23 protein-coding genes are annotated in these 26,958 nt (G+C 72.2%); 13 read left to right on the forward strand and 10 right to left on the reverse strand.

Features of this window, described 5'->3' with window-relative positions; all coding sequences use genetic code 11:
* The first annotated feature begins 239 nt into the window (after positions 1–239).
* The 6 genes from ftsZ (at position 240) to KME79_RS04560 (ending at position 6,641) form a co-directional block, all read left to right on the forward strand.
* Positions 240–1,745, forward strand: a complete 1,506-nt coding sequence (ftsZ, locus tag KME79_RS04535; RefSeq protein WP_219543416.1) for a cell division protein FtsZ — start codon at positions 240–242, stop codon at positions 1,743–1,745.
* A 186-nt stretch (positions 1,746–1,931) separates the two neighbouring features.
* On the forward strand, positions 1,932–2,624 hold the full coding sequence (locus tag KME79_RS04540) for a YggS family pyridoxal phosphate-dependent enzyme (RefSeq protein ID WP_308248787.1): 693 nt from the start codon (positions 1,932–1,934) through the stop codon (positions 2,622–2,624).
* Between the two features lie 138 nt (positions 2,625–2,762).
* Positions 2,763–3,263, forward strand: coding sequence for a cell division protein SepF (locus tag KME79_RS04545; protein WP_148032670.1), 501 nt, complete (start codon positions 2,763–2,765; stop codon positions 3,261–3,263).
* Between the two features lie 81 nt (positions 3,264–3,344).
* Entirely contained in the window at positions 3,345–3,635 is a 291-nt protein-coding gene (locus KME79_RS04550) for a YggT family protein (RefSeq protein ID WP_148032669.1), read from the forward strand.
* A 104-nt stretch (positions 3,636–3,739) separates the two neighbouring features.
* The gene (locus KME79_RS04555) at positions 3,740–4,615 is read left to right on the forward strand and encodes a DivIVA domain-containing protein (RefSeq protein ID WP_148032668.1); all 876 of its coding nucleotides are present in this window, start codon (positions 3,740–3,742) and stop codon (positions 4,613–4,615) included.
* A gap of 82 nt (positions 4,616–4,697) precedes the next feature.
* Positions 4,698–6,641, forward strand: a complete 1,944-nt coding sequence (locus tag KME79_RS04560) for a hypothetical protein (RefSeq protein ID WP_219543418.1) — start codon at positions 4,698–4,700, stop codon at positions 6,639–6,641.
* A gap of 217 nt (positions 6,642–6,858) precedes the next feature.
* Here KME79_RS04560 and KME79_RS04565 read toward each other — a convergent pair whose 3' ends face one another.
* Positions 6,859–7,920: an SDR family oxidoreductase gene (locus KME79_RS04565; protein WP_219543419.1), complete on the reverse strand. Its 1,062-nt coding sequence runs from the start codon at positions 7,918–7,920 to the stop codon at positions 6,859–6,861.
* A 199-nt stretch (positions 7,921–8,119) separates the two neighbouring features.
* Here KME79_RS04565 and KME79_RS04570 point away from each other — a divergent pair, with 199 nt between their 5' ends.
* Positions 8,120–9,016, forward strand: coding sequence for a LysR family transcriptional regulator (locus tag KME79_RS04570; RefSeq protein WP_219543420.1), 897 nt, complete (start codon positions 8,120–8,122; stop codon positions 9,014–9,016).
* A 40-nt stretch (positions 9,017–9,056) separates the two neighbouring features.
* Positions 9,057–9,680, forward strand: coding sequence for an MBL fold metallo-hydrolase (locus KME79_RS04575; RefSeq protein ID WP_219543421.1), 624 nt, complete (start codon positions 9,057–9,059; stop codon positions 9,678–9,680).
* A gap of 50 nt (positions 9,681–9,730) precedes the next feature.
* Here the strand turns inward: KME79_RS04575 and ileS are convergent, their stop codons facing one another.
* Complete coding sequence (gene ileS / locus KME79_RS04580; RefSeq protein WP_219543422.1) at positions 9,731–12,880, reverse strand: isoleucine--tRNA ligase; 3,150 nt, start codon at positions 12,878–12,880, stop codon at positions 9,731–9,733.
* Positions 12,881–13,345: 465 nt separating this feature from the next.
* Here ileS and KME79_RS04585 point away from each other — a divergent pair, with 465 nt between their 5' ends.
* Genes KME79_RS04585 through KME79_RS04595 form a run of 3 tightly spaced genes read left to right on the forward strand, consistent with a single transcriptional unit; the run spans position 13,346 to position 15,217 of the window.
* On the forward strand, positions 13,346–13,747 hold the full coding sequence (locus tag KME79_RS04585; RefSeq protein ID WP_148032663.1) for a TraR/DksA family transcriptional regulator: 402 nt from the start codon (positions 13,346–13,348) through the stop codon (positions 13,745–13,747).
* A complete protein-coding gene (locus KME79_RS04590; RefSeq protein ID WP_372452400.1) occupies positions 13,711–14,304 on the forward strand; it encodes a signal peptidase II in 594 nt (197 codons plus the stop codon). The genes KME79_RS04585 and KME79_RS04590 overlap by 37 nt, the downstream gene beginning before the upstream one ends.
* Positions 14,288–15,217, forward strand: coding sequence for an RluA family pseudouridine synthase (locus KME79_RS04595; RefSeq protein ID WP_219543423.1), 930 nt, complete (start codon positions 14,288–14,290; stop codon positions 15,215–15,217). Before KME79_RS04590 ends, KME79_RS04595 begins: the two co-directional genes overlap by 17 nt.
* A gap of 4 nt (positions 15,218–15,221) precedes the next feature.
* Here the strand turns inward: KME79_RS04595 and KME79_RS04600 are convergent, their stop codons facing one another.
* The 6 genes from KME79_RS04600 to KME79_RS04625 are packed head-to-tail and all read right to left on the reverse strand — an operon-like array spanning position 15,222 to position 22,214.
* Positions 15,222–16,610, reverse strand: a complete 1,389-nt coding sequence (locus tag KME79_RS04600) for a serine/threonine-protein kinase (protein ID WP_281429283.1) — start codon at positions 16,608–16,610, stop codon at positions 15,222–15,224.
* Positions 16,611–16,619: 9 nt separating this feature from the next.
* Entirely contained in the window at positions 16,620–16,934 is a 315-nt protein-coding gene (locus KME79_RS04605; RefSeq protein WP_219543425.1) for an AzlD domain-containing protein, read from the reverse strand.
* Complete coding sequence (locus KME79_RS04610) at positions 16,931–17,593, reverse strand: AzlC family ABC transporter permease (RefSeq protein WP_148032658.1); 663 nt, start codon at positions 17,591–17,593, stop codon at positions 16,931–16,933. Before KME79_RS04610 ends, KME79_RS04605 begins: the two co-directional genes overlap by 4 nt.
* 25 nt (positions 17,594–17,618) lie before the next feature.
* Positions 17,619–18,458 carry an AraC family transcriptional regulator gene (locus KME79_RS04615; RefSeq protein ID WP_219543426.1) on the reverse strand — a complete coding sequence of 280 codons (840 nt, stop codon included), beginning with the start codon at positions 18,456–18,458 and terminating at the stop codon, positions 17,619–17,621.
* A complete protein-coding gene (locus KME79_RS04620) occupies positions 18,455–20,410 on the reverse strand; it encodes a serine/threonine-protein kinase (protein WP_219543427.1) in 1,956 nt (651 codons plus the stop codon). Before KME79_RS04620 ends, KME79_RS04615 begins: the two co-directional genes overlap by 4 nt.
* A gap of 10 nt (positions 20,411–20,420) precedes the next feature.
* Positions 20,421–22,214: a serine/threonine-protein kinase gene (locus KME79_RS04625; protein WP_271279066.1), complete on the reverse strand. Its 1,794-nt coding sequence runs from the start codon at positions 22,212–22,214 to the stop codon at positions 20,421–20,423.
* Positions 22,215–22,503: 289 nt separating this feature from the next.
* On the opposite strand from KME79_RS04625, the gene KME79_RS46855 reads away from it, so the two are divergent.
* Positions 22,504–23,322: a chorismate mutase gene (locus tag KME79_RS46855; RefSeq protein WP_148032655.1), complete on the forward strand. Its 819-nt coding sequence runs from the start codon at positions 22,504–22,506 to the stop codon at positions 23,320–23,322.
* Positions 23,323–23,415: 93 nt separating this feature from the next.
* Here KME79_RS46855 and KME79_RS04635 read toward each other — a convergent pair whose 3' ends face one another.
* On the reverse strand, positions 23,416–24,444 hold the full coding sequence (locus tag KME79_RS04635) for an SGNH/GDSL hydrolase family protein (RefSeq protein WP_219543429.1): 1,029 nt from the start codon (positions 24,442–24,444) through the stop codon (positions 23,416–23,418).
* Between the two features lie 221 nt (positions 24,445–24,665).
* Between KME79_RS04635 and KME79_RS04640 the strand changes: the two genes are divergently transcribed.
* Entirely contained in the window at positions 24,666–25,562 is an 897-nt protein-coding gene (locus KME79_RS04640; protein ID WP_219543430.1) for an oxidoreductase, read from the forward strand.
* On the opposite strand, the gene KME79_RS04645 is transcribed toward KME79_RS04640, so the two are convergent.
* Positions 25,546–26,934, reverse strand: coding sequence for an amino acid permease (locus tag KME79_RS04645; protein WP_219543431.1), 1,389 nt, complete (start codon positions 26,932–26,934; stop codon positions 25,546–25,548). The genes KME79_RS04640 and KME79_RS04645 overlap by 17 nt on opposite strands.
* Positions 26,935–26,958: the final 24 nt, after the last annotated feature.

Consider the following 26,958-nt stretch of genomic DNA (forward strand, 5'->3'; position numbering starts at 1 on the left):
CGGCAGGGAGTACCCGACCAGGCAAGACGTCAGAGCGAAACGGACAGCCCGCGACACGCCGGACGTGCTTGCGGCGCGGTTAGTTGACCCGCCCGGAGCGTAACTCCTACTGTCCGTATCAATCCTCAGGTTGACATAAATCTAAATCTCAACTTGAGGTTGAGAGTTACCCGAACTGACAAGACGCGGAGACAATCCGCACCGAAATGGCAAGTCAACGAGCGGAAAGGCCCCTCGTCGTGGCAGCACCGCAGAACTACCTCGCGGTCATCAAGGTCGTCGGCATCGGCGGCGGCGGAGTCAACGCCGTCAACCGGATGATCGAAGAGGGACTCAAGGGCGTCGAGTTCATCGCGATAAACACCGACGCCCAGGCGCTGCTGATGAGTGACGCCGACGTCAAACTGGACGTGGGCCGCGAGCTCACGCGCGGCCTCGGCGCGGGGGCCAACCCCGACGTGGGGCGCAAGGCGGCCGAAGACCACCGCGAGGAGATCGAGGAGGTCCTCAAGGGGGCCGACATGGTCTTCGTCACGGCGGGTGAGGGCGGCGGCACCGGCACGGGCGGCGCGCCCGTCGTGGCCAACATCGCGCGCTCCCTGGGCGCCCTGACCATAGGCGTGGTCACCCGGCCGTTCAGCTTCGAGGGCCGCCGCCGGGCCATGCAGGCCGAGGCCGGCATCGAGACGCTGCGCGACGAGGTCGACACCCTCATCGTGATCCCCAACGACCGGCTGCTGTCGATCTCCGACCGGCAGGTCAGCGTCCTCGACGCGTTCAAGGCCGCCGACCAGGTGCTGCTCTCCGGTGTGCAGGGCATCACCGACCTGATCACCACGCCCGGTCTGATCAACCTCGACTTCGCCGACGTGAAGTCCGTCATGTCCGGCGCCGGCTCGGCGCTCATGGGCATCGGCCACGCGCGCGGCGACGACCGCTCGGTGGCCGCCGCCGAGATGGCCGTCTCCAGCCCGCTGCTGGAGGCCAGCATCGACGGCGCCCACGGCGTGCTGCTGTCGATCGCGGGTGGCTCCGACCTCGGCCTGTTCGAGATCAACGAGGCGGCGCAGCTCGTGTCCATGGCGGCCGCGCCCGACGCCAACATCATCTTCGGCACGGTCATCGACGACGCGCTGGGCGACGAGGTGCGGGTCACCGTGATCGCCGCGGGGTTCGACGACGTGCCGCAGAACGACAAGCAGGCGCCGCGCCCGCAGACCCGCCCCGCCACCGCCGCGAGCGGCACCGGCGCCGCCTCCAGCGTGCCGCCGTCCGGGCTGCGCTCCAGCGCGCCGACGCCGCCCAAGCCGGAGCCCGCGCGCCCCGAGGCGCGCTCCGACTTCAGGCCGGAGCCCCGTACGGACTTCCGCCAGGAGCCGCGCTCCGACTTCCGCCAGGAGCCGCGTCCCGAGCCCCGTCCCGAGCCGCGCTCCGACTTCAGGCCGGAGCCCCGCACGGACTTCCGCCAGGAGTCCCGTACGGAACCGCGCCCCGAGCCGCGCCCGGAGCCCCGCCCCGAGCCGGTGCGCCCGGCGGAGAGCGTCCAGGACCCCGCCCCGGCCTCCTCCGCCGACGAGACGCCGGCTGACGGGCCTTCCGGTCCGGTGTCGATCCCGCGCCCCGCTCCGGAGCCTGCCAATCCGCCCACGCCCATCACCTCCCGCATGTCGGAGCCCGGCAAACGTCGTCCGGTGGTCTTCGAAGAGCAGGAGGAGGAACTCGACGTCCCCGACTTCCTCAAGTAACCGTTCCACCCGGCCGCCGCTCCCTCCGCTTCCGCACCCGTGACGCGGTACGGGAGCGGCGCCGCCATGTCAGGCCCCGTTCGCGGGGCTGCCGGTGGAGGGCGGGGCGACAGGGCGTCCCGGGGGTCCTCCCCCCAGGCGGGTGCGTGGTGTGCGGGGGAAAATGGGCTGACAGGAAGGAGAGGCGTGCGGAAGGAAGAGATCGCCTCGCGCGTGGCCGAGGTGGACGAGCGGATCGCCGCGGCGTGCCGGGCGGCGGGGCGGGACCGGGACGAGGTGACGCTGATCGCCGTGACCAAGACGTACCCGGCCGACGACGTGCGGATCCTGGCCGGGCTGGGCCTGCGCGACGTGGGCGAGAACCGCGACCAGGAGGCCGCGCCGAAGGCGCGCGAGTGCGCCGACCTGCCGTTGACCTGGCACTTCGTCGGTCAGTTGCAGACGAACAAGGTCCGCTCCGTGGTGGGGTACGCCGACGTGATCCACTCGGTGGACCGGCCCCGGCTGGCGAGGGCGATCAGCGGGGAGGCCGTCAAGCGGGGCAGGGAGGTCTGCTGCCTGGTGCAGGTGGCGCTCGACGACGACCCGGGGCGCGGCGGCGCCGTCCTGGCCGACGTGCCGGCGCTGGCCGACCTGATCGCCGGCGCTCCCGGTCTGCGGCTCGGCGGGGTCATGGCGGTGGCGCCGCTGGGCGAGGATCCGGCCAAGGCGTTCGCGAGGCTGCGTGATGTCGCGGTGGCCGTACAGGAGGGGCACCCACGTGCCACGATGATTTCCGCGGGGATGAGCGACGATCTGACGGAGGCCATCGCCCACGGCGCGACACACGTGCGGGTCGGTACGGCGTTGCTCGGCCGTCGGAAGCTCTTCGTCAGGTAATGTCCCCTCAAGTGGGTCTTCAGGCCCATGATCCGGTAGAGGTCGATCAGCGGTGAGCTCCAAGGGGGTACGGCTACCGCCTCGGACCCGGCGACAGGCCCGAGCGAGTGCGACCATGAGCAGGAGGACGACTTAGCGATGGCCGGCGCGATGCGCAAGATGGCGGTCTACCTCGGTCTCGTGGAGGACGACCGCTACGAGAGGTACGAGACCTACCCCGACGACTACCCGTACGAGGACGACGTCCAGCGCGCGGGCGAGGACCGGCCTGTCACGGTCCAGGACCGGGAGGAGGACACCGATCCGTCCGTTCCCGCCCCCAGGCCGGCCACCACTGTCCTTGAGCGCCGTACCACCGACCTGGCCCGGATCACCACCCTGCATCCCCGCACGTACAATGAAGCCCGAACCATCGGCGAGCACTTCCGTGACGGCACCCCCGTCATCATGAACCTGACTGAGATGGTCGACAGCGACGCAAAACGGCTCGTCGATTTCGCGGCAGGTCTGGTCTTTGGCCTACATGGAAGCATTGAACGTGTTACCAACAAGGTGTTCCTGTTGTCCCCTGCCAATGTCGAGGTGACCGCCGAGGACAAGGCTCGAATCGCGGAACGCGGGTTCTTCAACCAGAGTTAGAGTGCTCTGTATGTCAATCGGACTCAACCGGGTCTCGCCGAGACCGGGGGAGTACATCAGAAGTGGAGGCGCGGCCGGACCGTGGGGATAGTCAGCCAGATCTTGGTCGTAGTCCTGTCTCTCTACCTGGTGCTTCTCATCGGCAGGATGATCTTCGAGACGGTGCAGGCGTTCGCCCGCTCGTGGCGGCCCACCGGGGTCGTGCTCGTGCTGGCGGAGGTCACGTACACCGCGACCGACCCGCCTCTCAAGTTCCTCCGCCGTTTCATTCCCCCACTGCGGTTGGGTACGGTGGCCTTTGACCTAAGCTTCACAGTCCTCTTCATCGTCGTGTTGATCTTGATCAACGTCGTAGGATCGTTCGGTCCGTGACGAGGTCTGCAGGGCACCCGGTCATGATCCAACTCGTGTCCGCGCTGAAGTGATTCGGGTGACCGTCCCTCCGGACAGACTCCAAGCGCGCCAAGGAGACCAAAATGCCGCTTACGCCCGCTGATGTGCGGAACAAGCAGTTCAGTACCACCCGGCTCCGACCGGGCTACGACGAGGAAGAGGTCGACGCCTTCCTCGACGAAGTCGAGGCTGAGCTTGACCGCTTGATCCAAGAGAACGAAGAGCTGCGTGCCAAGCTTTCCGAGTGCATGCGCGGCAAAGTGCCTGGTGGCATGAACATGCCCATGGCCTCCGCGCCCGTGCAGGAGCAGCCCAAGCCTGAGATGATGGCGCCGCCCCAGCCGGAGCCCATGCGCGCGCCGGAGCCGCCGCAGCATCAGCAGCCGCAGCCGGTCCCGGTGGGCATGAACATGCCGCCCGCCGAAGACAACATGGACACCGCCGCCCGCGTGCTCGCCCTCGCCCAGCAGACGGCCGACCAGGCGATCGCCGACGCCCGCCGGGAGGCGGACGAGACGGTGACCCGCGCCCGCCGCGAGGCCGACGAGATCCTCACCAAGGCCCGCCGCCAGGCCGAGCAGGTCATCGGCGACGCCCGCGCCCGCGCCGAGACGCTCGAGCGCGACGCCCAGGAGCGGCACCGCCAGGCGATGGGCTCCCTCGTCCAGACCCGCGACGAGCTCGAGCGCAAGGTCGAGGAGCTGCGCAGCTTCGAGCGCGAGTACCGCAGCCGCCTCAAGCTCTACCTGGAGAACCAGCTCGCCGAGCTGAACGTCTCAGCGGAGGGCAGCGGCGGGTTCCCGGTCATGTCGGGCGGTCCCTCCGGCGCGCCGGCCATGTCGCACGCCGTGCCCCAGGGCGGTCAGCAGCCTCTGCCCGGCAACCCCAACCCGTTCGGCGGCGAGGCCCCGCAAGGCGCCTTCCCCGGCAGCGACGGCCCCCACAACGAGCGCCGGTAAGGTGTAGCGGGTCACACCAAGGACCCGTCACTCGAAAGAGCCCCTAGTGATCCTTATCAGTGCTGGTTTGGTGCTCGCGGCAGTGATTCTGCTGATCGCGGGCTTCGTACTGGCAAAGCCGTTCCTGATCATGTGGTCCATCGTGGTCAGCGTGCTGTCCGCGCTGTTCCTCGTGATCGGAGCGCTGCTGCGGCGTCACGAGCTGTTTCCCGGTGGTGGGCAGGCCGCGATGCCGGCCACCCCTCCTCCGCCGGCAGGGCTCGTGCCTCCTGGCGTCCCGCCGTACGCCCAGACCGGCCCCATGGGCGCGCCGCCGTCCCGTCCGCAGCCCTACCCGCGGACGGCGACCGTGCCGTCGCCCGCGCCCGGCGTCCCCACGCCGCACCGGCCCGCGGCCGGGGGGATCTCCCCCGACGCGATCGTGCTGGTGATCCCCGGGCGCAAGCGATACCACGTCCGAGGCTGCCGCCAGCTGGCCGGGCGGGATCACGAGGAGCTCACCTACGAGGAGGCTCGCGAAGAGGGCTTCACGCCCTGCACCGCCTGCCTGCCCGACGCCGCGCTCGGCGGGCGGCAACTGCCCCCCGCCGACGACTCGGCGCCCGCGGTCCCCGCTGAGAGCCTCGCAGACCCCTCCGAGCCGACCCGTGACCTCCGGCCGCCGGTGCTTCCGCCGGAGCCCGCCACCCCCGCTCAGGAGTCCGCCGCGTCGCCCGCCGAAGCGGGCTGGTTCGGCCGCACCACCGAGGACGCGCCGCCGCCCGCGGGCAAGGGCGAACCGTCCGCCGCCGCGCCGGAGCCCGAGGGTTCCCGTCCCGGCGCCCCCACCGCCGAGCAGACCCGCCCCGTCCAGCAGCGCGGCCGCCCGTCCGAGGGCCGTCCGTCTGGTCCGTCCGCGGAGAGCCGCTCGTTCGAGGGTCGTCCTTCTGGTCCGTCTGCGGAGAGCCGCTCGTCCAGGCAGGACCGTCCGGAGCGCGACGACCCGGAGCCCGGGCGCGGTTCCCGGTCCCCGCACGAGCCGGGTCGTCCGGCGTCGGGATCCGGCTCCTCGCCGCAAGGGCCCGGTCGTGGTACCCAGAGTGCGGGCCGGTCGTCCCAGGAGCAGGGCAAGCGTCCGTACGCGACTTCCGCGCAGGCGGACGAGCCGGACTCCGGGCCTGACACCCGCCCGCAACCCCGCGTGACCGCCGCCGGCACGCCGGTGCCTCCCGCGCCCGCGTCGGGTTCCCGTGAGGGCTCGGGTGACCGGCCCGCACAGGGGAAGCCCTCCGGTACGGGGGATCCCGCCACAGGCGGTACCCCGTCGGGGAGAGGGGACCAGGCTACGCCCCGTAAGGAGAAGTCCGGGAGCGGTGGCTCTGTGAAGGGTGATCGGGCTGCGTCTGCTAAGTCCGGGAGCGGTGCCTCGTCTGTGACCGGTGCCGGCCGGGATGATCGGGCCGAGTCTCGGGAGAAGAAGCCTGGTGCCTCGGCTGTGGGTGGTTCCGCCAAGGGTGATCGGGGGGCGTCTCGGGACGACGCGGGTGAGAAGGGCGTGTCACGTGAGAAGGGCGGAGGCGACTCGTCCGTAGCGGGTTCCTCCGAGGGGGAGTCGGCTTCCGCGACGGAGAAGACTGTCAGGACGCGTTCCCTGTTCGAGGCCGCGTCCCCGGCTGGGGCGCAGCGGCCGCCGTCGTCGGCCGAGTCCGCCAAGGCTCAGGGGCCGTTGCCCAAGGGCGCCGCTTCTCGTGACACCCGTCCGTCCGAAGACAAGGCGGAGAACGGCAGGACCGCGCCAGGTGACAGTTCGGACGCCGACGATGCGCGCGACCAAGAGCCTGCCGAGGCGGCGAACGGTGACAGCGGGGCCAAGGGGTCCGGCACGGTCAAGGTCATCGTCGGCACCCGTCGCTACCACAGCACCGCCTGCCCGCTGATCAAGGGGGCGGGTGACTCGGGTGTGGAGACCATGACCCGCAACCAGGCGGAGGCGGCGGGTCTGACCCCCTGCTCCGTCTGCCAGCACGCTCACGAGACCGTCAGCTGACCGTAGGTCATCCCCGCGACAACGTCCGGACCGCTCCGACGGGGTGCCCCAGAGTGAGTCGGGGCGTTGTCCGCGCAGTGCCCGTGTCGGGGGAGTCCGGACGGCGCGGCGCTGTGCGGGCCTTGAACTGGCAGAGCCGATCCTGCGGGACCGGTCGGCTGGGGGGTGATCCTGCGGGACAGGTTGGCTCGGGGGTGATCTTGCGGGACTCGTCGGGTCAGGGGATGATCTTGCGGGTGCGGAGGTCGGTGAGGATGTCGAGGAACATCTTCTCCGTGTCGACGAACTCGTGGAAGCCGAAGCGGCGGGCCTTGGAGCCGTCGGCGATCACGTCGTAGTCCCAGGAGAAGACGGCGTCGCCGAACGCCCACGACGACACCTCCTCGTAGGAGTGCGGTTCGAGCCCGTACTTCCCGGTCATCTCACGCCAGAGCGGCTCCTTGTCCGCCATGACCACCTGGAGTGACATGGGCAGCGGATCGGCCACCTCCAGGTCGAAGAAGCGGGCGATCTTCGGCCACATCTCGTTCCAGCGGAAGAGGTCGCCGTTGTTGATGTTGAACGCCTGGTTGGCGCAGCGCGGGTCCGTCGCCGCCCAGACGGTGGCCTTGGCCAGCAGGCCGGCGTCGGTCATCTCCAGCAGCTTGTCGTAGGCGCCCGGGCGGCCGGGGAAGCGCAGGGGCAGGCCGAGTTCCTTGGAGACGGCCGCGTAGACGGCGATCACCATGGCCAGGTTCATCGGGTTGCCCAGGGCGAATCCGCACACGACCGACGGGCGGAGGGCGCTCCACGTCCAGCCCGCCCCTCGCTGCCGCCTCTCCAGGAACGCCTGCTGGTCGACGTTGAACTCCGGCGGCATGTGGCCCGGGTCGGACTCGCGGGCCGGGGTCTTGAAGGGACCCAGGTGCGCCCCGTACACCTTGTAGCCCTGCATGAGGCTGACATGGGTCAGACCGGGCGCCACCGGCTCGATCGCGTCGACCACGTTGACCAGCATCGCCAGGTTGGGCGGCACGAGCTCGGCCCACGTCGGGCGGTCCTGGTAGGCGGCGTAGAAGACGTGGGTCACCTCGGTGAGCCCGCTGAGCTTCTTGGCGGTGTCGTCCCGGTCGAGCAGGTCGACGGACACCTGGCGGACCCGGCCGGTGGTCTCGCCGCCGCGACGCGAGAGCCCGATCACCTCCCAGTCGCCGAGGGCGTCGAGATGCTGTACCAGGTTGCGGCCGATCACCCCTTGGGCGCCGACGACGAGGGCGACCTTCCGCTGGACGCTGTTCATCTTTTCTCCTCTTCATGATGGTGTCGCCGCCCTTGGCGGCCTTTCGGAGCAGCGGCCCCAGGCCGTGCTCGCGCTGGGTGTGAGCCGGCCGCCGCGTCGGTGCCGTCATGGGCCCATTCCGCCTGTCCGGTACAAGTCTGGGGCGAGTGTCCTCTATAGGGCCAACTCATAGTTTCTATCGTCCTGATAAGTTCTGTGCATGATCAGCTTGCGGCAACTCGAATACCTGGTCACGGTCGTGGACGAAGGGTCCTTCACCCGCGCCGCCGAGCTCCTGCACGTCACGCAGCCCGCCCTGTCCCACCAGGTGCAGGCGCTGGAGCGGGCGATCGGGGCCGCGTTGCTCGAAAGGTCGCCGCGCGGCGTCACCCTCACCCCGGCCGGGCGGGCCATGCTGCCCCACGCGCGGGCCGCGCTGGCGGACGCGGCCGGTGCGGTGTCCGCGGTGCGCCGGGCCGCCGGGCTCAGCGGGGGTGAGTTGCGGCTGGCGGCCGTCTACTCGGTCAGCCTGGGCGTGCTGCCCGCCGCGCTGCGGGTCTGGAGCCGCCGCCATCCGGGCGTCGACGTGCGGCTGTTCGAGCACCGGCACGCCGACGAGCTCGCCCAGGCGATGGCCGGCGGGCAGGCCGACCTGGCCATCGGCCCCCGCCCGCACGGCTGGTCCGGGCCGGTGCAGACCCTCGGCGAGGAGGAGTTCGTCATCGCCGTCTCGCGGGACGACCCGCTGGCCGGCCGGCAGGCGGCCGAGGCCCGCCTGGAGGAGTTGCGGGAGCGGCGCTGGGTCCACTACGCGCCCGGCAACGGCCTCGCCGACATCCTCGACCGCGCCTGCGCCGCGGCGGGTTTCCAGCCGAAGATCGCCGTCAGGGCCGAGCAGACGGCGTCCGCGCCGATCCTGGCCGCCGCGGGGCTCGGGCCCGCGCTGATCCCCGCCAATGTGGTGCCGGCCGGCTACGACGGCCACACGCTCAAGCCGGTGCCCGGGGTGACCCGCGAGCTCACCGCCTACACCCGCGCCGCTCCCGACGCCCTCAGCGCCGCCTTCCTCGACCTGCTGCTCGACACCACGCGCGAGCGGCTGGCCCGCCCCTGGTAGCGGACGCGCGACCAGGGTGAAAGGGCGGCAGGATGGGTCGATGAGGATCACCAAGTACGGTCACGCCTGCGTACGGCTGGAGAAGGGCTCCCGGGCCCTGGTCATCGACCCGGGGGTGATGACGCCCGAGCCCGAGGCGCTGGAGGGCGCCGAGGCGGTGCTGATCACGCACGAGCACTTCGACCATTTCGCCCCCGAGCGGCTGCGTGAGCGTCCCGACCTGCCCGTGTACACCTGTCCGGGGGTGGCGCGGCACCTGACGGAGCTCGGCGACCGGGTGCGGGTGGTGAAGGACGGCGACGTGCTGGACGTGGCCGGGTTCCGGGTGGCGGTCCTGGGGGAGAAGCACCACGTCAGCCATCCCGACGTGCCGCCGGTCGACAACGTGGGGTTCCTGGTCGACGGGGAGGTGTTCCACCCGGGCGACGCGCTGACCGTCGTGGAGGTGCCGACGCTGCTGGTGCCGGGCCAGGCACCGTGGATGACGGTGCCCGACCTGATCCGCTACCTGCGGGCGGTACGGCCGCGGCGCGCGTACGCGATCCACGACGGGCTGCTCAACGAGTGGGGGCTCAAGGTCCTCGACGGCGTGCTCGCCGGCGAGGGTGAGCGGGCCGCCGCCGAGTTCCGGCGGCTGCCCGTCGGCGGCTCCGCCGAGGTTTGACGCGCCCGGCGGGGAAGGACACCTTCCCCGCCGGACTGGGTCCTGCACCGTCAGGCGCGGCGGAGCCGGAAGGTGAGGCCGAGATCGGCGTCGGTGTGTTCCGGGAGGCCCGGCTCGTCGCCTTCCGTCACCGACGTGGCCAGCACCTCGTCGGCGACCACCTGGGCGCCCGCGCGCAGCGCCTCGGCCAGGTCGGGGTCGGACGAGCGCCACCAGAGGGAGATCCGGTCGGTGATCGACAGGCCCGTCGCCTTGCGGGCCTCCTGCACCAGGCGGATCACCTCGCGCAGCAGCCCGGCCCGGCGCAGCTCGTCGGTCAGCTCCAGGTCGAGCGCCACCGTCTCGCCAGTGCCGGTGTCGAACGCGCCGGTCTCCACCGCCCAGCCGGAGCGCGGCTGCTCGGTGACGATCACCTCGTCGGGGCCGAGCGTCACCTCGCCCAGCTCGCCCGCCGCCAGCGTCACGGTCGCGCCGGAGCGGAGCGTGCGCGCCACCGACGCGGCGTCGGCGGCGCCGACCGCGGCGGCCACCAGCTTGGTCCGCGACCCGAACCGCTTGCCCAGCGCCCGGAAGTTCGGCTTGACCGTGTAGGAGACCAGGTCGGCGCTGAAGCCCGACATGTCCTCCAGCGCCTGGACGTTCAGCTCGTCCGCGACCAGGCCGCGCAGCTCGCCCGGCAGCGCCGGCCAGCCGTGCGCCCCCACCAGGGCGCGGCGCAGCGGCTGGCGGGTCTTCACGCCGGAGGAGGCGCGGGCCGAGCGGCCCAGCTCCACCAGCCGCCGCACCAGCGCCATCTGCTCCGACAGCGCCGGGTTCAGCAGCTCCTCGCGCACCGCCGGCCAGGAGGTCAGGTGGACCGAGGACGGCTGGTCCTCGGCGCGCAGGACGTCCCACAGGTAGTCGGTGACGAACGGCGTGAGCGGCGACATCAGCCGGGTGACCGTCTCCAGGCACTCGTACAGGGTGGCGAAGGCCTCCCGCGACCCCTGCCAGAACCGGCGGCGCGAGCGGCGCACGTACCAGTTGGACAGGTCGTCCAGGAAGTCGGCCAGCCTGCGCCCGGCCCGCTGCGTGTCGTACACGTCGAGCGCGGCCGTCACCTCGGCGACCGTGCGGTGCAGCTCGGCCAGCGCCCACCGGTCGAGCAGCGGCCGCTCGGCCGCGGGCGGCGCCGAGGCCAGATCGGCCGGCGACCACTCCTCGGCGTTGGCGTAGAGCGTGAAGAAGGAGGCGGTGTTCCAGTAGGTCAGCAGGACCTTGCGGACGATCTCCTCCAGCGCGCCGTGCCCCACCCGGCGGGCCGACCAGGGCGAGCCCGCGCAGGCCATGAACCAGCGCAGCGCGTCGGCGCCGTGCTGGTCCATCAGCGGCATCGGCTCCAGCACGTTGCCCAGGTGCTTGCTCATCTTGCGGCCGTCCTCGGCCAGGATGAGCCCGAGGCAGAGCACGTTCTCGTACGAGGACTGCCCGAACACGAGCGTGCCCACGGCCATCAGCGAGTAGAACCACCCGCGCGTCTGGTCGGTCGCCTCGCAGATGAACTGCGCCGGGTAGACGCCCTCGGGCTTGCCCGCCTCGCCCCACTGGGCGAACGGCATGGAGCCCGAGTCGTACCAGGCGTCGATCACGTCGGGCACCCGGCGTGCCTCGGCCGAGCAGGACGGGCAGGGGAAGGTCACGTCGTCGACGAACGGCCGGTGCGGGTCGAGCGACGAGAGGTTCCGGCCCGCCAGCTCGCCCAGCTCCGCCAGCGAGCCGACGCAGGTCACGTGGGACTCGTCGGCCGAGCAGACCCAGAGCGGCAGCGGCGTGCCCCAGTAGCGGGAGCGCGACAGCGACCAGTCGACGTTGTTGCGCAGCCACTCGCCGTAGCGGCCCCACTTGATCGTGTCGGGGAACCAGTTGGTCCTGGAGTTCTCCTCCAGCATCTGGTCCTTGACCGCGGTGGTGCGGATGTACCACGACGGCAGCGCGTAGTAGAGCAGCGGCGTGTGGCAGCGCCAGCAGTGGGGGTAGCTGTGGTCGAAGTGGCCGCCGCGGAACAGCAGCCCGCGCTCGCGCAGGTCGTCGGTGAGCCGCTCGTCGGCGTCCTTGAAGAACACCCCGCCCACCATGGGCACGTCGTCCAGGAAACGCCCGTCGGGGCCGATCGGGTTGACCACCGGCATCGCGTACTTCTTGGTCACCGCCAGGTCGTCGGCGCCGAACGCGGGCGCCTGGTGGACCAGGCCGGTGCCGTCCTCGACGGTCACGTAGTCGCCGAGCACCACGTAGTGGGCGCCGGGGATGTCGACCAGCTCGAACGGGCGCTCGTACGGGGTGCGCTCCAGCTCGCGGCCGGTGAAGCGGGCCACCTCGGTGACGTCGTCGCCCAGCACCGCGGCCAGCAGCGGCTCGGCCACCACCAGCACCTCGCCGTCGCCGGTGCGGGCGGCGACGTAGGTCACGTCGGGGTGGACCGCCACGGCCGTGTTGGACACCAGCGTCCACGGCGTGGTCGTCCAGATGAGCAGCTTGGCGCCCAGCTCGGCCAGCGGCCCTGAGGTGACCGGCATCCGCACGAACACCGACGGGCTGGTCACGGTCTCGTAGCCGCCCGGCTGGCCCAGCTCGTGGTCGGACAGGCCGGTGCCGCAGCGCGGGCAGTAGGGGGTGATCCGGAAGTCGCGGAACAGCAGCCCCTTGTCGAAGATGACCTTCAGCGACCACCAGACGGCCTCGACGTAGTCGGGGTCCATCGTCCGGTAAGCGGTCGACAGGTCGATCCAGTAGCCCATCCGCTCGGTGAGCTGCTCGAACGCGTCGACGTGCCGCAGCACGGACTCGCGGCAGCGGGCGTTGAACTCGGCGATGCCGTAGGACTCGATGTCACGCTTCCCGGAGAGGCCGAGCTCCTTCTCCACGCCGACCTCGACCGGCAGGCCGTGGCAGTCCCAGCCGGCCTTGCGCGGCACGCTGAAGCCGCGCATCGACTTGTAGCGGGGGAAGATGTCCTTGAAGACGCGGGCCTCGACGTGGTGGACACCGGGCAGGCCGTTGGCGGTGGGCGGGCCCTCGTAGAACACCCACGCGGGGTTGCCCTCGTTCTGCTGGACGGAGCGCTCGAAGATCTTCCCATCGCGCCAGCGGTCCAGGACCTCACGCTCAAGCGCGGGCAGGTCGACCTGCGCGGGAAGGGAGCGGAACGGTGGCGAAGACATGTCGGGCGGGACCTCCACGCGTCTCTGATCTGCAGACAGGTTGCGTGAAGGGACGAGGCCGACGGCCCCGCGGTACCACCCTTCTTGGCCTCACTCTGGGTGAGACCCTCTTCTTTCTGGCTGCTGCCGGGTCTAGTGAGCTCGATCGAGCCGTTCTTCCGGCGGCTCCGGGGTGATGCCCCTCGCGAGAGGGCCCCATCAACGCCTTGCAGGTTCACACCATAACGCAGAGCGGAGACTGAAGCTTCCGGGTTTCGAGGCTGCGCACCAGGCAAGGGGGAGAAGTCCTGGAAGTGACAAATTTGTGGGAATGGAGTCGCCTGGGCAGGAGTTAGAAGGGCGAGGCGGGATAGTACGGGAGGGGTAATCCGTCCGGCGGGTCGTTTGCCGTTCCGTTATGAGGAACCTAGGCTGCCCGCACCAATCACGGCCTTGACCAGCCCGAGATCGGCATCGCCCAACAGCATGGAGGCAACCATGGCGGCAGTCACGCAGACCGCGACCCCGTCGATGTGGTCGGACGAGGAACTGGCCGAGGTACGCGGCAGCCTGCGAACCGAGATAGACGAGCTGAACGCGGACATCCTGCGCCACGAGAGCGAGATCGCGTCCGGAGACGTCACCCAGGGCGCCGGCGACGATACGGCGGACGCCGGCGCCAAGACGTATGAGCGGGAACGCGAGATCGCCCTTACCCTGAATGCACGCGACCTGGTCGCGCAGAACGAACGTGCGATCGCCAGGATCGACGCAGGGACCTATGGAGTGTGCGAATCGTGCCACAAGCCGATCGGCAAGGAACGCCTTCAGGCGTTCCCGAGGGCGACGCTGTGCGTGACGTGCAAGCAGAGGGAGGAACGCCGGTAGCGGCGGGCGGGCGGCGGGGCCGGGTCCTCGCCGTCCTCACCTCACTCGCGGCCGTCATCTACGTGGCCGACCTCGTCACCAAGACCGTGGTGCTGGAGGCGCTGGAGGGGGAGCCGCCGCTGGTGGTGATCCCCGGCGTCCTCCAGTTCAGGGTGATCTTCAACTCCGGAGCCGCCTTCAGCATCGGCACCGGGATGACGTTCATCTTCACCCTGATCGCCGCCGGTGTGGTCGCCGCCATCATCCGCACCGCGCGCAAGCTGGTGAGCATGCTGTGGGCGATCACGCTGGGGCTGCTGCTCGGCGGGGCGCTCGGCAACCTCACCGACCGGCTGCTGCGCTACCCGTCCGGCTTCGGCCGGCCGACCCAGCTGCAGGGGCACGTGGTCGACTTCGTCGAGGTGCTGCCGGGCAACTTCCCGGTCATCGACTACTTCCCGGTGTTCAACGTGGCCGACTCGGCCATCGTGTGCGGCGGCATCCTGGCGGTGATCCTGGCCTGGCGCGGCTACCAGATCGACGGAACGAGGGAGGGCAAGAGTGGCCGAGCAGCGTAGCCTGCCCGTGCCCGACGGGCTGGAGGGAGAGCGGCTCGACGCCGCGCTCTCCCGGCTGTTCGGATTCTCGCGCACCCGCGCGGCCGAGCTGATCGCCGCCGGGGAGGTGATGGTCGACGGCAGGCAACCGGCCAAGTCCGACCGCGTGCGCGGCGGATCCTGGCTGGACGTGACGCTCCCGCCGCCGGTCGTCACGCCGATGCCGGTCGCCGAGCCGGTGCCCGGCATGCGGGTGGTCTACGAGGACGACGACATCATCGTGGTCAACAAGCCCATCGGGGTGGCCGCCCACCCGACCGTCGGCTGGACCGGCCCCACCGTGATCGGCGGGCTGCTCGGCGCCGGCCACACGATCGCCACCAGCGGCGCCGCCGAGCGGCAGGGCATCGTGCACCGGCTCGACGCCAACACCACGGGCGCGATGGCCGTCGCCAAGAGCGAGCACGCCTACTCCCACCTCAAGCGCGCCTTCAAGGAGCGCACCGTCGACAAGCGCTACCACGCGCTGGTGCAGGGCCACCCCGACCCGTTCAGGGGCACGGTCGACGCCCCCATCGACCGCCACCCGTCGGGCGACGGCAGGTTCGCGGTGGTCGCGGGCGGCAAGCCGTCCGTCACCCACTACGACACCATCGAGGCGTTCCGGGCGGCGTCGCTGCTCGACATCAACCTGGAGACCGGCCGGACCCACCAGATCCGGGTCCACATGTCCGCGCTGCGTCACCCGTGCGTGGGCGACATGCTGTACGGCGCCGACCCGACGCTCGCCGCCCGGCTGGGCGTCACCCGCCAGTGGCTGCACGCGGTCTCGCTCGCCTTCGAGCACCCGTCGACGGGGGAGTGGATGTCGTTCGGCACCGACTATCCCGAGGATTTGCAGAAGGCGCTGGACCTGGTACGCGCCGAGTCCTGACCGGCTACTCCCAGGCGTGCCAGTGCTCGGCCTGGGCGCCGCCGCCGCGTGACGGCTCCACCTCGCCGGGCTCGTCCTCGTCCGGCTCGGGTTCCGGCTCGGGCTCCGGCTCCGGCTCCGCGGATCGGGTGGGCGCGGCCGACCTGGTGGGCCTCTCCTCGGGCGTGGGGTCGGCCCGCCTCTGGGCGCGGCGGTCGGGGCCGGGGTCCCGGTCGGGGCGCGACGTCTCGTACGCGGCGGGCGGTGAGTCGTCACGGCGGGCGTCGGAGCGGCCGGGCGGGTCCCCGGCCTCGCGCCCGTCGCCGTCCTTGGACCCGGTGCTGGGCGGCGGGCCGGAGACGGTCGCGGTCTGCTGCGGCGTGTGCACCACGGCAGGCGGGCCCGATGTCTCGGGCGGCCGGTGCGACCACCACGCCGCGCCGCCTGTGACCAGGGCCGTGACCAGCGCGCCGAGGCCCAGGGCGAGCAGCGGCTGCCTGCGCCTGCCGGGCAGCGTCCGCGCCGCCGGCGCGATCGCCGCCGCGTCGCCGCCGGTCACCTCCGCGATCGGCACCGGCCCGGTCGGCTCCGGCCCGATGCCCCTGATGATCGCGGTCAGGCGTTGCTCCGCCTCGTCCACCGTCATCCGGTCGGCCGGGTTCTTCCGCAGCAGCCCCAGCAGCACCGGCCCGAGCACGCCCGCCCGCGACAGCGGGGCGGGCTCGGCGTGCATGACCGCGCCCAGCGTGGCCAGCGCGTTCGACCGGTGGAAGGGCGAATGGCCCTCGACCGCCACGTACAGGGTCACGCCCAGCGACCACAGGTCCGAGGCCGTCTCGGCGGGGCCGCCCGCCGCCCGCTCGGGAGCCATGAAGGCGGGGGTGCCGATCAGGATCCCGGTCCTGGTGACCGGCGCCTCGTCCTCGGTGGTGGCGATGCCGAAATCGGTGAGCACGGCCCTGCCGTCGTCCGTCAGCAGCACGTTGTCCGGCTTGACGTCCCGGTGCAGCACCCCGGCCGCGTGCGCCGCGCGCAGCGCCTCCAGCAGTTGCAGCCCGACGTTCGCGGCCTCGGCCGGCCGCATCGGCCCGTTCTCGCGCACCAGCTCGCCCAGCGTCCGCGACCGGACGAGCTGCATGACGATCCACGGGTGCCCGTGCTCCTCCAGCACGTCGTACACGGCGGCCACGCACGGGTGCGCGACCCGGCCGGCCGCACGCGCCTCCCTGAAGGTGCGCACGGTGAACAGGTCGCGTTCCGGTCCTGTCAGATCAGGGGGCGGGAGGACCTCCTTGACGGCCACGTCCCTGCCGAGCACCTCGTCGTGGGCCTGCCAGACGGTACCCATGCCGCCACGCCCGATCGTCCTGACCAGCCGGTAACGGCCCCCAACAATCCCCACAGAATCGGACATGCGGGGCGACTACCCCAGAAAGACCCGGGCAACCGCTGTCACGGCGGCGGCCGCCGCCAGAACCACCAGGAACGGAGCACGCAGCAGCAACGCGACGATCGCCGCCCCCAGACCGGCCGTGCGGGCCAGGTCGAACGCCAGCGCGCCGTCCTGCGTGAACATCTGCACCCCGATGAGCGCCGCGAGCAGCGCCACCGGCACCAGCTCGGCGAAGCGGCTCACCACCGGGTGGTCGAGCACCTGGCGCGGCGCGGCCAGCCCGGCCAGCTTGAGCGCGTAACACCCCAGGCACACCCCGGCGATCGCCCACCACAGCGCGGTCATCGCAGCATCACCACCAGCACCGCCACGGCCGCCAGCAGCACCGGCACGCCCGGCGGGAAGAACGGAGTCGCCGCCAGCGCGATGGCCATGCCGCCGGCCGCCAGCGCGCGCAGCTCGGCGCGCTCCTTCAGCCGCGGCCACAGGATCGCCAGGAACGTGGCGGGCCCCACCACGTCCAGCCCGAGCATCCCCGGGTCGCCGAGCGAGCTCGTGCCGATCGCCCCGAGCAGCGTTGTCACGTTCCAGCCCACGTAGACCGCGGCGAAGGTGGTGAAGAAGCCCGCCCTGGCCGCCTCGGGGGTCGGCTGGGCCAGGGCGACGGCGGTCGTCTCGTCGATGACCCCCTGCGCGGTGCCCAGCTTGCGTGCTCCGCGCACCCGCAGCACGTCGGCCATGCGCAGCCCGTACAGCGTGTTCCTGGCGCCGAGCAGCAGCGCGCCCGACGCGGCCGAGACCAGGTCGCCGCCCGCCCCCACCGCGCCCGCGAACGCGAACTGCGAGGCGCCCGTGAACGCCAGCAGGCTCAGCACGCACGCCTGCGGCACGGTGAGCCCGGCCGTGACCGCCGCGGCGCCGAAGGCGACCCCGGACAGCCCGACGGCCAGACCCACACCCAGACCGTCCCGGATGGCGGCGGAACGGAGTGTCGTCTGTTCCATGGGATATGAGGATATGCGCAGGTCACTACCGTTTCTTGTACGTTCCTGCGGTGCGTTGATAGGCAGCCGGTGGTACCCCTACCACGCGTTTGAAGTGACGGTTCAGGTGTGCCTGGTCGGTGAAGCCCACCTCGGCGGCCACGTCCGCGGGCCGCACGCCGGAGCGCAGCAGGTGCCGGGCCCGCCGCACCCGCAGCGAGTTCAGATAGGCGTGCGGCGGCAGCCCGGTCGCCGCCTTGAACGCCCGCAGCAGCGGGAACGGCCGCGCGCCGACCATCCGCGCCAGGTCGTCCAGCGCCGGCGGGTCGGTCAGCCGCTCGTGCAGCACCTCCATCGCCTGCCGCACCGCCCGCCGCCCCTCGGGCGACAGCGTCACCGCCGGGCGCGGCACCGCGTACCGGGCGAGCAGCCGCCCGAACAGCGTGCGGGTCAGCGTGGACGCCGCCAGGTCGTCGCCGCGCTCGGTCGCCTGGTGCGCGCGCGCCATCAGCGCCGCCACCTCCGGGTCGCGCACCACCTGCTCGGGGAAGTACGGGGTGCCCTTCGGCAGGCCCAGCTCGGCCGCCACCTCGCCGACCGCCGCGACCGACGGGTAGAGCATCCGGTACGCCCACCCGCCGTCCACACCGGCCTGGCCCGTGTGCACCGAGTCCGGGTTCACCAGGACCACCTCGCCCGCCGCGGCCCGGTGCAGGTCGCCCCGGTACTCGAACTCCTCCACGCCGTCGAGGATGATCCCGATCGCGTACCCCTCGTGCACGTGACGGGAGAAGCGGTGGGTCACGTAGCGGGCCTTGAGCAGGTCCACCTCGGGCACCGCCGGATGACGCCAGAAGCGGGCCCGCTCCTGCGGCCGCCCGCTCATCGCGCCGGCCGGAACGTGGCGGTGAACGTCTCGAAGAAGCGCCTGTCGCGCTCCCAGCGGGCGCCGGTGGTCTCCCAGTAGAGCGCGAACGGGCGGCCGCCGGCGGTGGTGAAACCGCGGTTGATCACGTGGATCGCGGTGCCGTCGCGGGAGCGGGTGAACTCCCAGTCGGCGGCGGGGCGGCCCTGGTACTCGATCGCGCGGATGGCGACGCGTTCGTAGCCGGGGAACTCGCCCTTGCGGAGGATCTCCCGCTCCAGCGCCCGCCAGTGGTCGGACGGGGTCGCGTGGTCGCCCTCGGGGACGGTCCATTCGACGATCATCACGCCGGGGGTGCCGGGGCCGCTGAAGGTGACGCTGTCGCGCTGCGGGTTCTTGACGGCGCGCCAGCCGCGCGGCACGGCGACCGAGAACCCCCCGGCCGCGTTCCGATACGCCCGCCAACCAGCGGGGACCGGGTGCCCGGTGGGGGTCACGTTCCCGGTGGGCTCGCCGGTCGCGTTGCCGGTGGGCTCTCCGGTCGTGTTCCCGGTCGGCTCGCCCGTCGGATCACCGGTACCGCCCGCTGTCGGGTCCCCACCAGGTTCCCGGGTCGGCTGGCGCGGAGGCTCTCCGGACGGCCCGTGGGTGCTCTCCGTCGGCCCGACGGCACCGATGCCCGGTTCGCTCCCCAGCAGATTGACGAGCACCACGCCTCCGCCGCCGACCACCACGAGCGCGGCCACGGCCGCCGCCACCACGACCCACCGCTTCCCGCCCGACCGCCCACCGCCGGTCACCGTCCCATACGGGGACCTCTGCGGGCCCGTCCCCTGCGGCGGCATCCCGTACGAGCCGGAGCCTCCGTGAGAGTCGAGCAGGGCGGGATCCCCTCCGCGCGGACCCGAATGCCCGTGCGGGACGCCGACGTGATGGGGCGCTGGGCCTGCGCCGTGGGGCCCCGGGCTCACGTCGTGAGGGCCCGAGGTTCCGTACGGGGTGCCGGCGTGATGGGGCGCTGGGCCCGCGCCATGTTGGGCTGCGGGGGCGTGGGGTGCGGGGTCTGCCGGTGGGCTTGCGTATCGGCTGTCAGGGTTGAGCTGTCCTGGTTGCTGGTGGAATGCGCTGTACGGGCCGGGCGGCTGGTGTCCGTGGCCGGGGAAGGGCCGGTCCATGGACGCGGCGTCGAGGAGCTGGGCGGCCTGGCCGGCGGGCAGGCGGGTGCCCGGGTCCCGCTGGAGCCAGCCCATGATCACCGGTGTCAGCGCCCCGGCCCGGCGGGGCGGCTCGACCGCGTCGCGGAGCACCGCCGCCACCGTCGCCGCCCACGAGTCGCGCCGGAACGGCGGCCCGCCCTCCACCGCCGCGTACAGGGTCGCCCCCAGCGACCACAGGTCGGACTCGGGCCTGGCGGGCTCGCCGTTCAGCCGCTCGGGAGGCATATACGCGGGCGTGCCCACGAGGCTGCCGGTCGCCGTCAGCCCCGCCTCGGACTCCATGGTGGCGATGCCGAAGTCCGTCAGCACCACCCGCCCGTCGTCGGCCAGCAGCACGTTCTCCGGCTTGACGTCGCGGTGCAGCACCCCGGTGGCGTGCGCGGCGCGGAGCGCGTCGAGCACCCGCGCGCCGATCGCCGCAGCCCGCGCCACCGGCAGCGGCCCGTCCGCGCGGATCGCCTCCGCCAGGGAGCGGGAACGGACGAGCTGCATGACGATCCACGGCCGCCCGCCCTCCTCGACGACGTCGTGGATGACCACCACCGACGGGTGGTCCAGACGGCCCGCGGCCCTGGCCTCGCGGATGGTCCTGCGGTTGAGCTCGGCCCGCTGCCGCTCGCCGACCCCGCTGTAGCGGACCTCCTTGATCGCGACCGTACGGTCGAGCAGCTCGTCGTAGGCACGCCACACCACGCCCATGCCGCCCTCACCGAGCGGCTCGACGAGGCGGTAGCGATTGCCGACCTGCCTGTCCACGCGGGGCAGCCTACTGGTCGGGTTTGAAGGTCGCGCAGAACGTCTCGAAGAAGTGGTAGTCCTTCTTCCAGCGACTTGCGAGGTTGTGCCAGTAGATGGCGTAACCACGGCCGTTGTCGGTGATGAATCCCCGGTTGCGCACCCTCGTCTTGCCGGTGTTGGTGTTCCAGGTGAAGTCCCAGTCGGCGGCGGCCTTCTGGTAGTCGACCGCCTTGATGTCGATCAGCTGGTAGCCGCCGAACCCGTACTTGGCCGTCTTCTCCTGCTTCCGCCAGTCCTTGACCGGGTCGCTGCCGGGCTTCGAGGCCCGGTCGACCGACACGAACGCGTTGGAGCCCGCGCCGGGGCCGCGGAAGAACACCTGGGAACCCTCACGCTTGTAGACGTCCCAGCCCTTGGGCAGCCCTATGGTGAAGTCGAGCTGCTTGTCCTTGTACCACTTCCAGCCCGAGGGCAGCGTGGCGGCCTGTGCCGTCTCCTCCTCGGTGGGCGTGGGGGAGGGCGTGGCCGACGGGGACTCGCTGACCGTGGGAGAAGGGCTCGACGACGGCTCGGCCGCGTCCGTGGTCGCCGCGCCGGTCGGCTCGGAGGTGGCGGCGGTGCTGGCCGCCGTCGTGGGGCCGGGGCCGCCGGACGGGTCCTCCGGGGTGGCCCGCAGGCCGAGGTAGCCGCCGACGCCCGCGACCAGGAGCACGGCCGTCACGGCCGCGATCACCGGCAGCGCCTGGCGCCTGCCGGCCGAGTCGGCGTTCATCGTGGACTCGGCGTCGTAAGGCGGCGTCGGCGGGTGCTCGGTCGCCGGCGTGATCCGCGCGCCGGTCTCGGGCGGCGGCGCCACGGCGGGACGGGGCGCGGGCTTGGACACCGGCTGAGGAGCGGGACGGGGCGGGGGCACCGGCATCAGGTTGGGGTCGGTCGGCATGTCGTCCTCGACCGGCGGCACCTTCGGCATCTTCGCCGTCCGCACGGCCGGGGGCTCGCTCGACGCGGCGATCGTCTGCCGCAGCAGCCGCTCCGTCTCCTCGTACATGAGCCGCTGCACCGGCTCCTTGGCCAGCAGCCCGTCGATCACCGGCGCCAGCGGCCCGGCGTGCGTGGCCGGGTCGGGCTCGTCGGTGAGCACGGCGTGCATGGTGGCCAGGGCGTTGCCGCGTTCGTGCGGCGAGCGGCCCTCGACGGCGGTGTAGAGCGTCGCGCCCAGCGCCCACAGGTCGGACTCGCGCCGCGCGGGCAGCCCTTTCAGCCGCTCGGGGGCGATGAACGCCGGCGTGCCGGCCAGGCCGGTCACCGTCAGCTGCGTCTCGGTCTCCAGCGTGGCGATGCCGAAGTCGGTCAGCACCACGCGGCCGTCGTCGGCCAGCAGGACGTTCTCCGGTTTGACGTCGCGGTGGAGCACCCCCGCCTCGTGGGCGCGGTGCAGCGCGTCGAGCACCGCCAGGCCGATCTCGGCCACCCGCTTGGGAGGGAGCGGCCCGTCGTTCTTGATCACGGCGCCGAGCGACCGTGACTGCACGAGCTGCATGACGATCCAGGGCCGGCCGTCCTCCTCGATCACGTCGTGCACGACGATCACGTTGGGATGCTCGAACCTGGCCGCGGCCCGCGCCTCACGCATCGTGCGCCGGTTCAGCAGTTGCACCTCGTCGCCCAGAGCGGCCGCGTATCTGACCTCCTTGACCGCGACGGTGCGGTCGAGCAGTTCGTCATGGGCTCGCCACACGATGCCCATGCCACCCTTGCCAATGGGTTCTTGCAGGTGGTAACGACCGGCGATGCGGCGTCCGCCCGGCTTGTGATCCGACATCAACGGCCTCAAACCCTCCCTCTAGGCCAAGAAATACTCCCATAGCCGGGGATCAACGGCGACTCGCCGCGAGGACAGTCCGCTATTCGAGAAGCCCGTCCCACTAGGTGGAGTGAGCCGTGTAAAGTGCGAACATGACTCGTCGCTACGTGTTTACCGAGCCGGCTCCGGGAGGGCCGGTCGTCAGCTAGCGACCACCTGGAGCCGGCAACAAAGGCAGAGACGCCTCGTCTCTGCCTTTTCACGTTCTTTGCCGGCTCCCGGTGAGCCGGCCGAGTGGGGAGCCGAGATGTCATCGACCTTGGAACGCCACGTGGTCCCGCTGGGCGGCCATCCCGTGGGCGAAGGGCCCGCCGTGGTGATCAGTGACCGGGTGAGCCTGCGCGAGCCTGACGCGGTGCTGCCCGCCGCCGTCACGCTCGCCGAGCCCGCGAGCGCCGCCGACCTGCCCGCCATCGCGGCCAGCGCGCAGGGCGTGGTCATCGGCGGCGCGTGGACCAGGGACATCCCGCTGGTGCGCGCGGTGGCGGGGCTGGGGCTGCCGGTGGTGGTGGAACGCCGCCGCACGGCCACCCTGGAGGAGTGGCTGGGCGTGGCCGACTACTGCGAGGCGGAGGGCGGCGTCCAGGTGATCCTGTGCGAGCACGCCGACCTGGGGCTGCTGCGTGAGGCGCGCGCCGTGTCGGGCCGCCCGGTGCTGGCGGACGTCACCGCCGACCCCGGCCTGTCGACGGCCGCCGTCGCTGCGGGCGCCGACGGCCTGATCGTGTCCGCCGACGGGCGGCACGAGGCGGAGGAGGCGGCCGCCCTCGTCGGCGCCCTGCTCCGGCCGGAGGACCCGGCCACGCTGGCCGAGTGCCGTCAGGCGATCGACCGCGTGGACGCCGCCCTGGCCACCCTCCTGGAGCGCCGCGCCGCCCTCGCGGGCCGCGTCCAGCGGCTCAAGCCGGTCGGCGGCTTCGCGGGCCGCGACCCCGGCCGCGAGCGCGCCCTGGTGGCCCGGATGGCCGAACGCGCCCCCAGCCTGGGCGAGGCCAGGCTGGCTCCCGTCATGAACGCGGTCATCGAGGCCGGCCTGCACCTCGCGGAGGAACGCGCGGCCGGATGAGCAGCCGCCCGGCCCACTCCCCGCAGACGGTCCGCGACGCTCCCGGGGAGACACCGGCCGCCGGGGGCCTCCGGGGCGCGGGAGGGTCTTCCCTCAGGGGGTGCTGAGGTGGAAGTTGTTCAGCGGGCGGCCGGGGCCCGTCGTGATCTGGGCGTTGATGAGTTCGGCGAAGCGGCGGTAGCCGTCGGCCGTCGGGTGGAAGCTGCGCGGGTCCACGGTGAGCTCCTCCATGTCCACGATCACCCCGTTGAGGTACGGGCGCGGCCGGCCCACCTCGTGGCCGTCGAACGCCTCGTACGCGTCCACGTACTCGACGCTGCCGGGCCCGCCGAAGGCGACGATCGCCCGGTCGAACTCGTCGGCCACCTCGCGCACGACGCCGTTCAGCCGCTCGGTCATCGAGTTGAGCCAGCGCTGGTCGGCGACGCCGAGGTTGTCGACCCGCCCCGGCGGCGAGGCGGGGAACGGCCGCGGGTAGCCCAGCAGCACCACCCTCGCCTCGGGCGCGCGCGTCCTGATCTCGGCCAGCACGGCCCGCATGCTGCCGCGAAGCTCCCCGATCCGGCGCCGCACCTCGGCGTCCTGGTCGACGCAGGCCGACGACCACGGGAACTTGACGATGCACTCGGTGAGCACCGGCGCGAACCCCGCGTCGTTGCCGCCGATGCTCAGCGTCACCAGGCTGGTGCCGGCGCCGACGCGCTCGATCTGCGGCTGCTGGCCGTGCTGGCCGCGCAGCAGGTTGCCCGTGGTCGCGCCGCTGCACGCCCAGAACCCCGTCTCGCCGCCGAACGCGTGGGCGCCCGCCACGAGCGGCACGTACGAGCCGCCGGCGCGGTGGCAACGGTCGGCGCCGCCGTCCAACGGCGCCTCCCCGCGCCGGTAGACGCCCTCGCCGGACGAGTAGGAGTCGCCCAGCGCCACGTAGGCCCCGCCGAGCGCGACTTCGGCGGCGGTCAGCCTGGTCACCTGCGGGAGCCGGCCCGCCGGCTCCCCGGTCGCCGGACAGCCGGCGTCCAGCAGCGCGCACGCGAGCCCCGTGTAGACACCCGCCGGCAGCCCCGCGACGGCCAGCGCGACGCCGAGCAGCACCGCCGCGACGACGCCCGCCGCCTTCCTCACCCCAGTCAGCGCGACCTCCCCCGAGACTCCGCCTTCGAGGGTAGATCAGGAGACGGCTTACGGTCACGGTCGTTTTGTGTACGTTCCCGGCCCCGCGGTGATCTTCAGCCGCCCGGACTGCTAAGATTCCGGTGATCGCCTGAGCCTTCCCGGCGCGGACCACGTCCGCCGGGGAGGCTTTTCTCGTGTCCGGATCCCCTTTCGACGACGTGAGGCCCCGCATGACCACGCAGACCCCCGCCGCCGGCACCTGGAAGCTCGGCGACCTGACCGTCAACCGCATCGGCTTCGGCGCGATGCGGCTCACGGGCGGCGCCGCCTTCGGCCTCGGCACGCCGAGCGACCGCGACCGTCCGATCGCCGTGCTGCGCCGCGCGATCGACCTCGGGGTCGACCACATCGACACCGCCGCGTTCTACTTCTCCTCGACGCGGTCCGCCAACGAGCTGATCAACCGGGCGCTGTCGCCTTACCCGGAGGGCCTGGTCATCGCCACCAAGGTCTGGGCGGGCAGGGACCCGTCGGGCGAGTGGATCTGGGCCACGCCCGGACAGCTGCGCGGCCAGGTGGAGGAGAACCTGCGCCAGCTGGGCCGGGACCACATGGACGTGGTGAACCTGCGCATCCCGCGGAGCCACGTGACCGGCTCGATCGCCGAGCACTTCGGCGCGCTGGCCGAGCTCCGCGACGCCGGGCTCGTACGCCATCTGGGCCTGTCCAACGCCACACCGGCCCAGCTGGCGGAGGCCGTGGCCATCGCGCCGGTGGTCTGCGTGCAGAACGCCTACACCGTGGGGGCGCCGGCCGCCGAGCAGGAGTTCCTGCGGGCCTGCGGCGAGCAGGGCATCGCGTACGTGCCGTTCTTCGCGATCGCCGGCGCGGGGCGCGAGCGGGGAGCGGTCGCCGGGGAGCAGGAGTCCGTGCGCGCCGTCGCGCGCGCCCACGGCGCGACGCCCGCGCAGGTCCGGCTGGCCTGGACGCTGGCGCAGGGGCCGCACGTGCTGGCCATCCCCGGCACCGGGAACCCGGACCACCTCGCCGAGAACGTGGCGGCGGGGGAGCTGCGGCTGACCGGCGAGGACCTGGCACGCCTGGCCGGTGTCACTCGGCTGGACTGACCGCGGGGGAGGCCGGATCGGCCGCGGCCGCGAGGCGCTTCCTGCGGAGGCGGAGCAGGAACCATCCGGCGGCGATGCCGGCGGCGACGACCGGGAGCAGGTAGAAGGCGACCCGCTGGTCCCGGTCGGCGAACGGCATCAGGAAGACCACCAGGGCGAGGAAGGCCAGGGTGAGCCAGTTGGTGTAGGGGGTGCCGGGCATCGGGAAGGCGGAACGGTGCCCGGTGCGCCGCAGGCGGAGCTGGCAGTAGACCAGCGTGCCCCAGGTGGTGACCACGCCCAGCGAGGCGCACGCGGTGGCGATGTTGAAGGCGCGCTCCGGCACGAAGGAGAACAGGGCGATGCCCGCCAGGAACATCGACGCGGTGAACAGCACCCCGCCGATCGGGATGCGGCGCCGGCTGAGCGCGGCGGTGAAGCCGGGCGCCTCGCCCTTGAGTCCCATCGACCGGACGATGCGGCCCGTCGCGTACAGGCCGGAGTTGCATGACGAGAGCGCGGCGGTGATCACGATGAGGTTCATGGCGTCGGCCGCCCACGGCACGCCCAGACCGGCGAACACCGTGACGAACGGGGACGTGCCGGCCTCGTAGGCGGTCCACGGCAGGACCATCGACAGCAGCAGCACCGAGCCCACGTAGAAGAGCGCGATCCGCCACACCACGCCGTTGACCGCCTTCGGCATCACCTTCTCGGGCCGGGCCGTCTCGCCCGCGGCGATGCCGACCAGCTCGATCGACGCGTACGCGAACACCACCGACTGCAGGCTCATCAGCACCAGCGGGAACCCGGTCGGGAAGAACCCGCCGTGGGCCACCGCGTTCGCCGGCGTGGCCTGGCCGACGGTGAACACCACCAGCACCAGCCCGACCACCAGGAACGTGACGATGGCCAGCACTTTCAGCAGCGCGAACCAGAACTCCAGCTCACCGAAGAGCTTCACCGACAGGAGGTTCACCACGAGCACGAAGGCCAGCGCGAGCAGCGCCGTCAGCCACTGCGGGAACGCCGGCGCCCAGTAGTGGACGTAGGTGGCGATCGCGACCAGCTCGGCGACGCCGGTGAACGCCCAGTTGAACCAGTACATCCACCCGCTGGCGAAGGCGGCCCACGGCCCGATGAACTCGTGCGCGTACACCACGAAGGAGCCCGAGGCGGGCCGGTAGAGCGCCAGCTCCCCGAGCGCCCGCATGACGAAGAACGCCGCCACCCCCGCGGCCGCGAACGACAGCACCAGGGCCGGTCCCGCGGCGGCCAGCCGCCCGCCGGCGCCCAGGAACAGCCCCACGCCGATCGCGCCGCCGATGGCGATCATCTGGACCTGGCGGTTGCCCAGGGCGGGCCGGTATCCCTCGTCGGACTCCGTGTGCACTGAGTGTCTCCTTCGTGACTTTCC

The sequence above is a fragment of the Nonomuraea harbinensis genome, assembly GCF_019396385.1.
GTDB lineage: Bacteria > Actinomycetota > Actinomycetes > Streptosporangiales > Streptosporangiaceae > Nonomuraea > Nonomuraea ferruginea.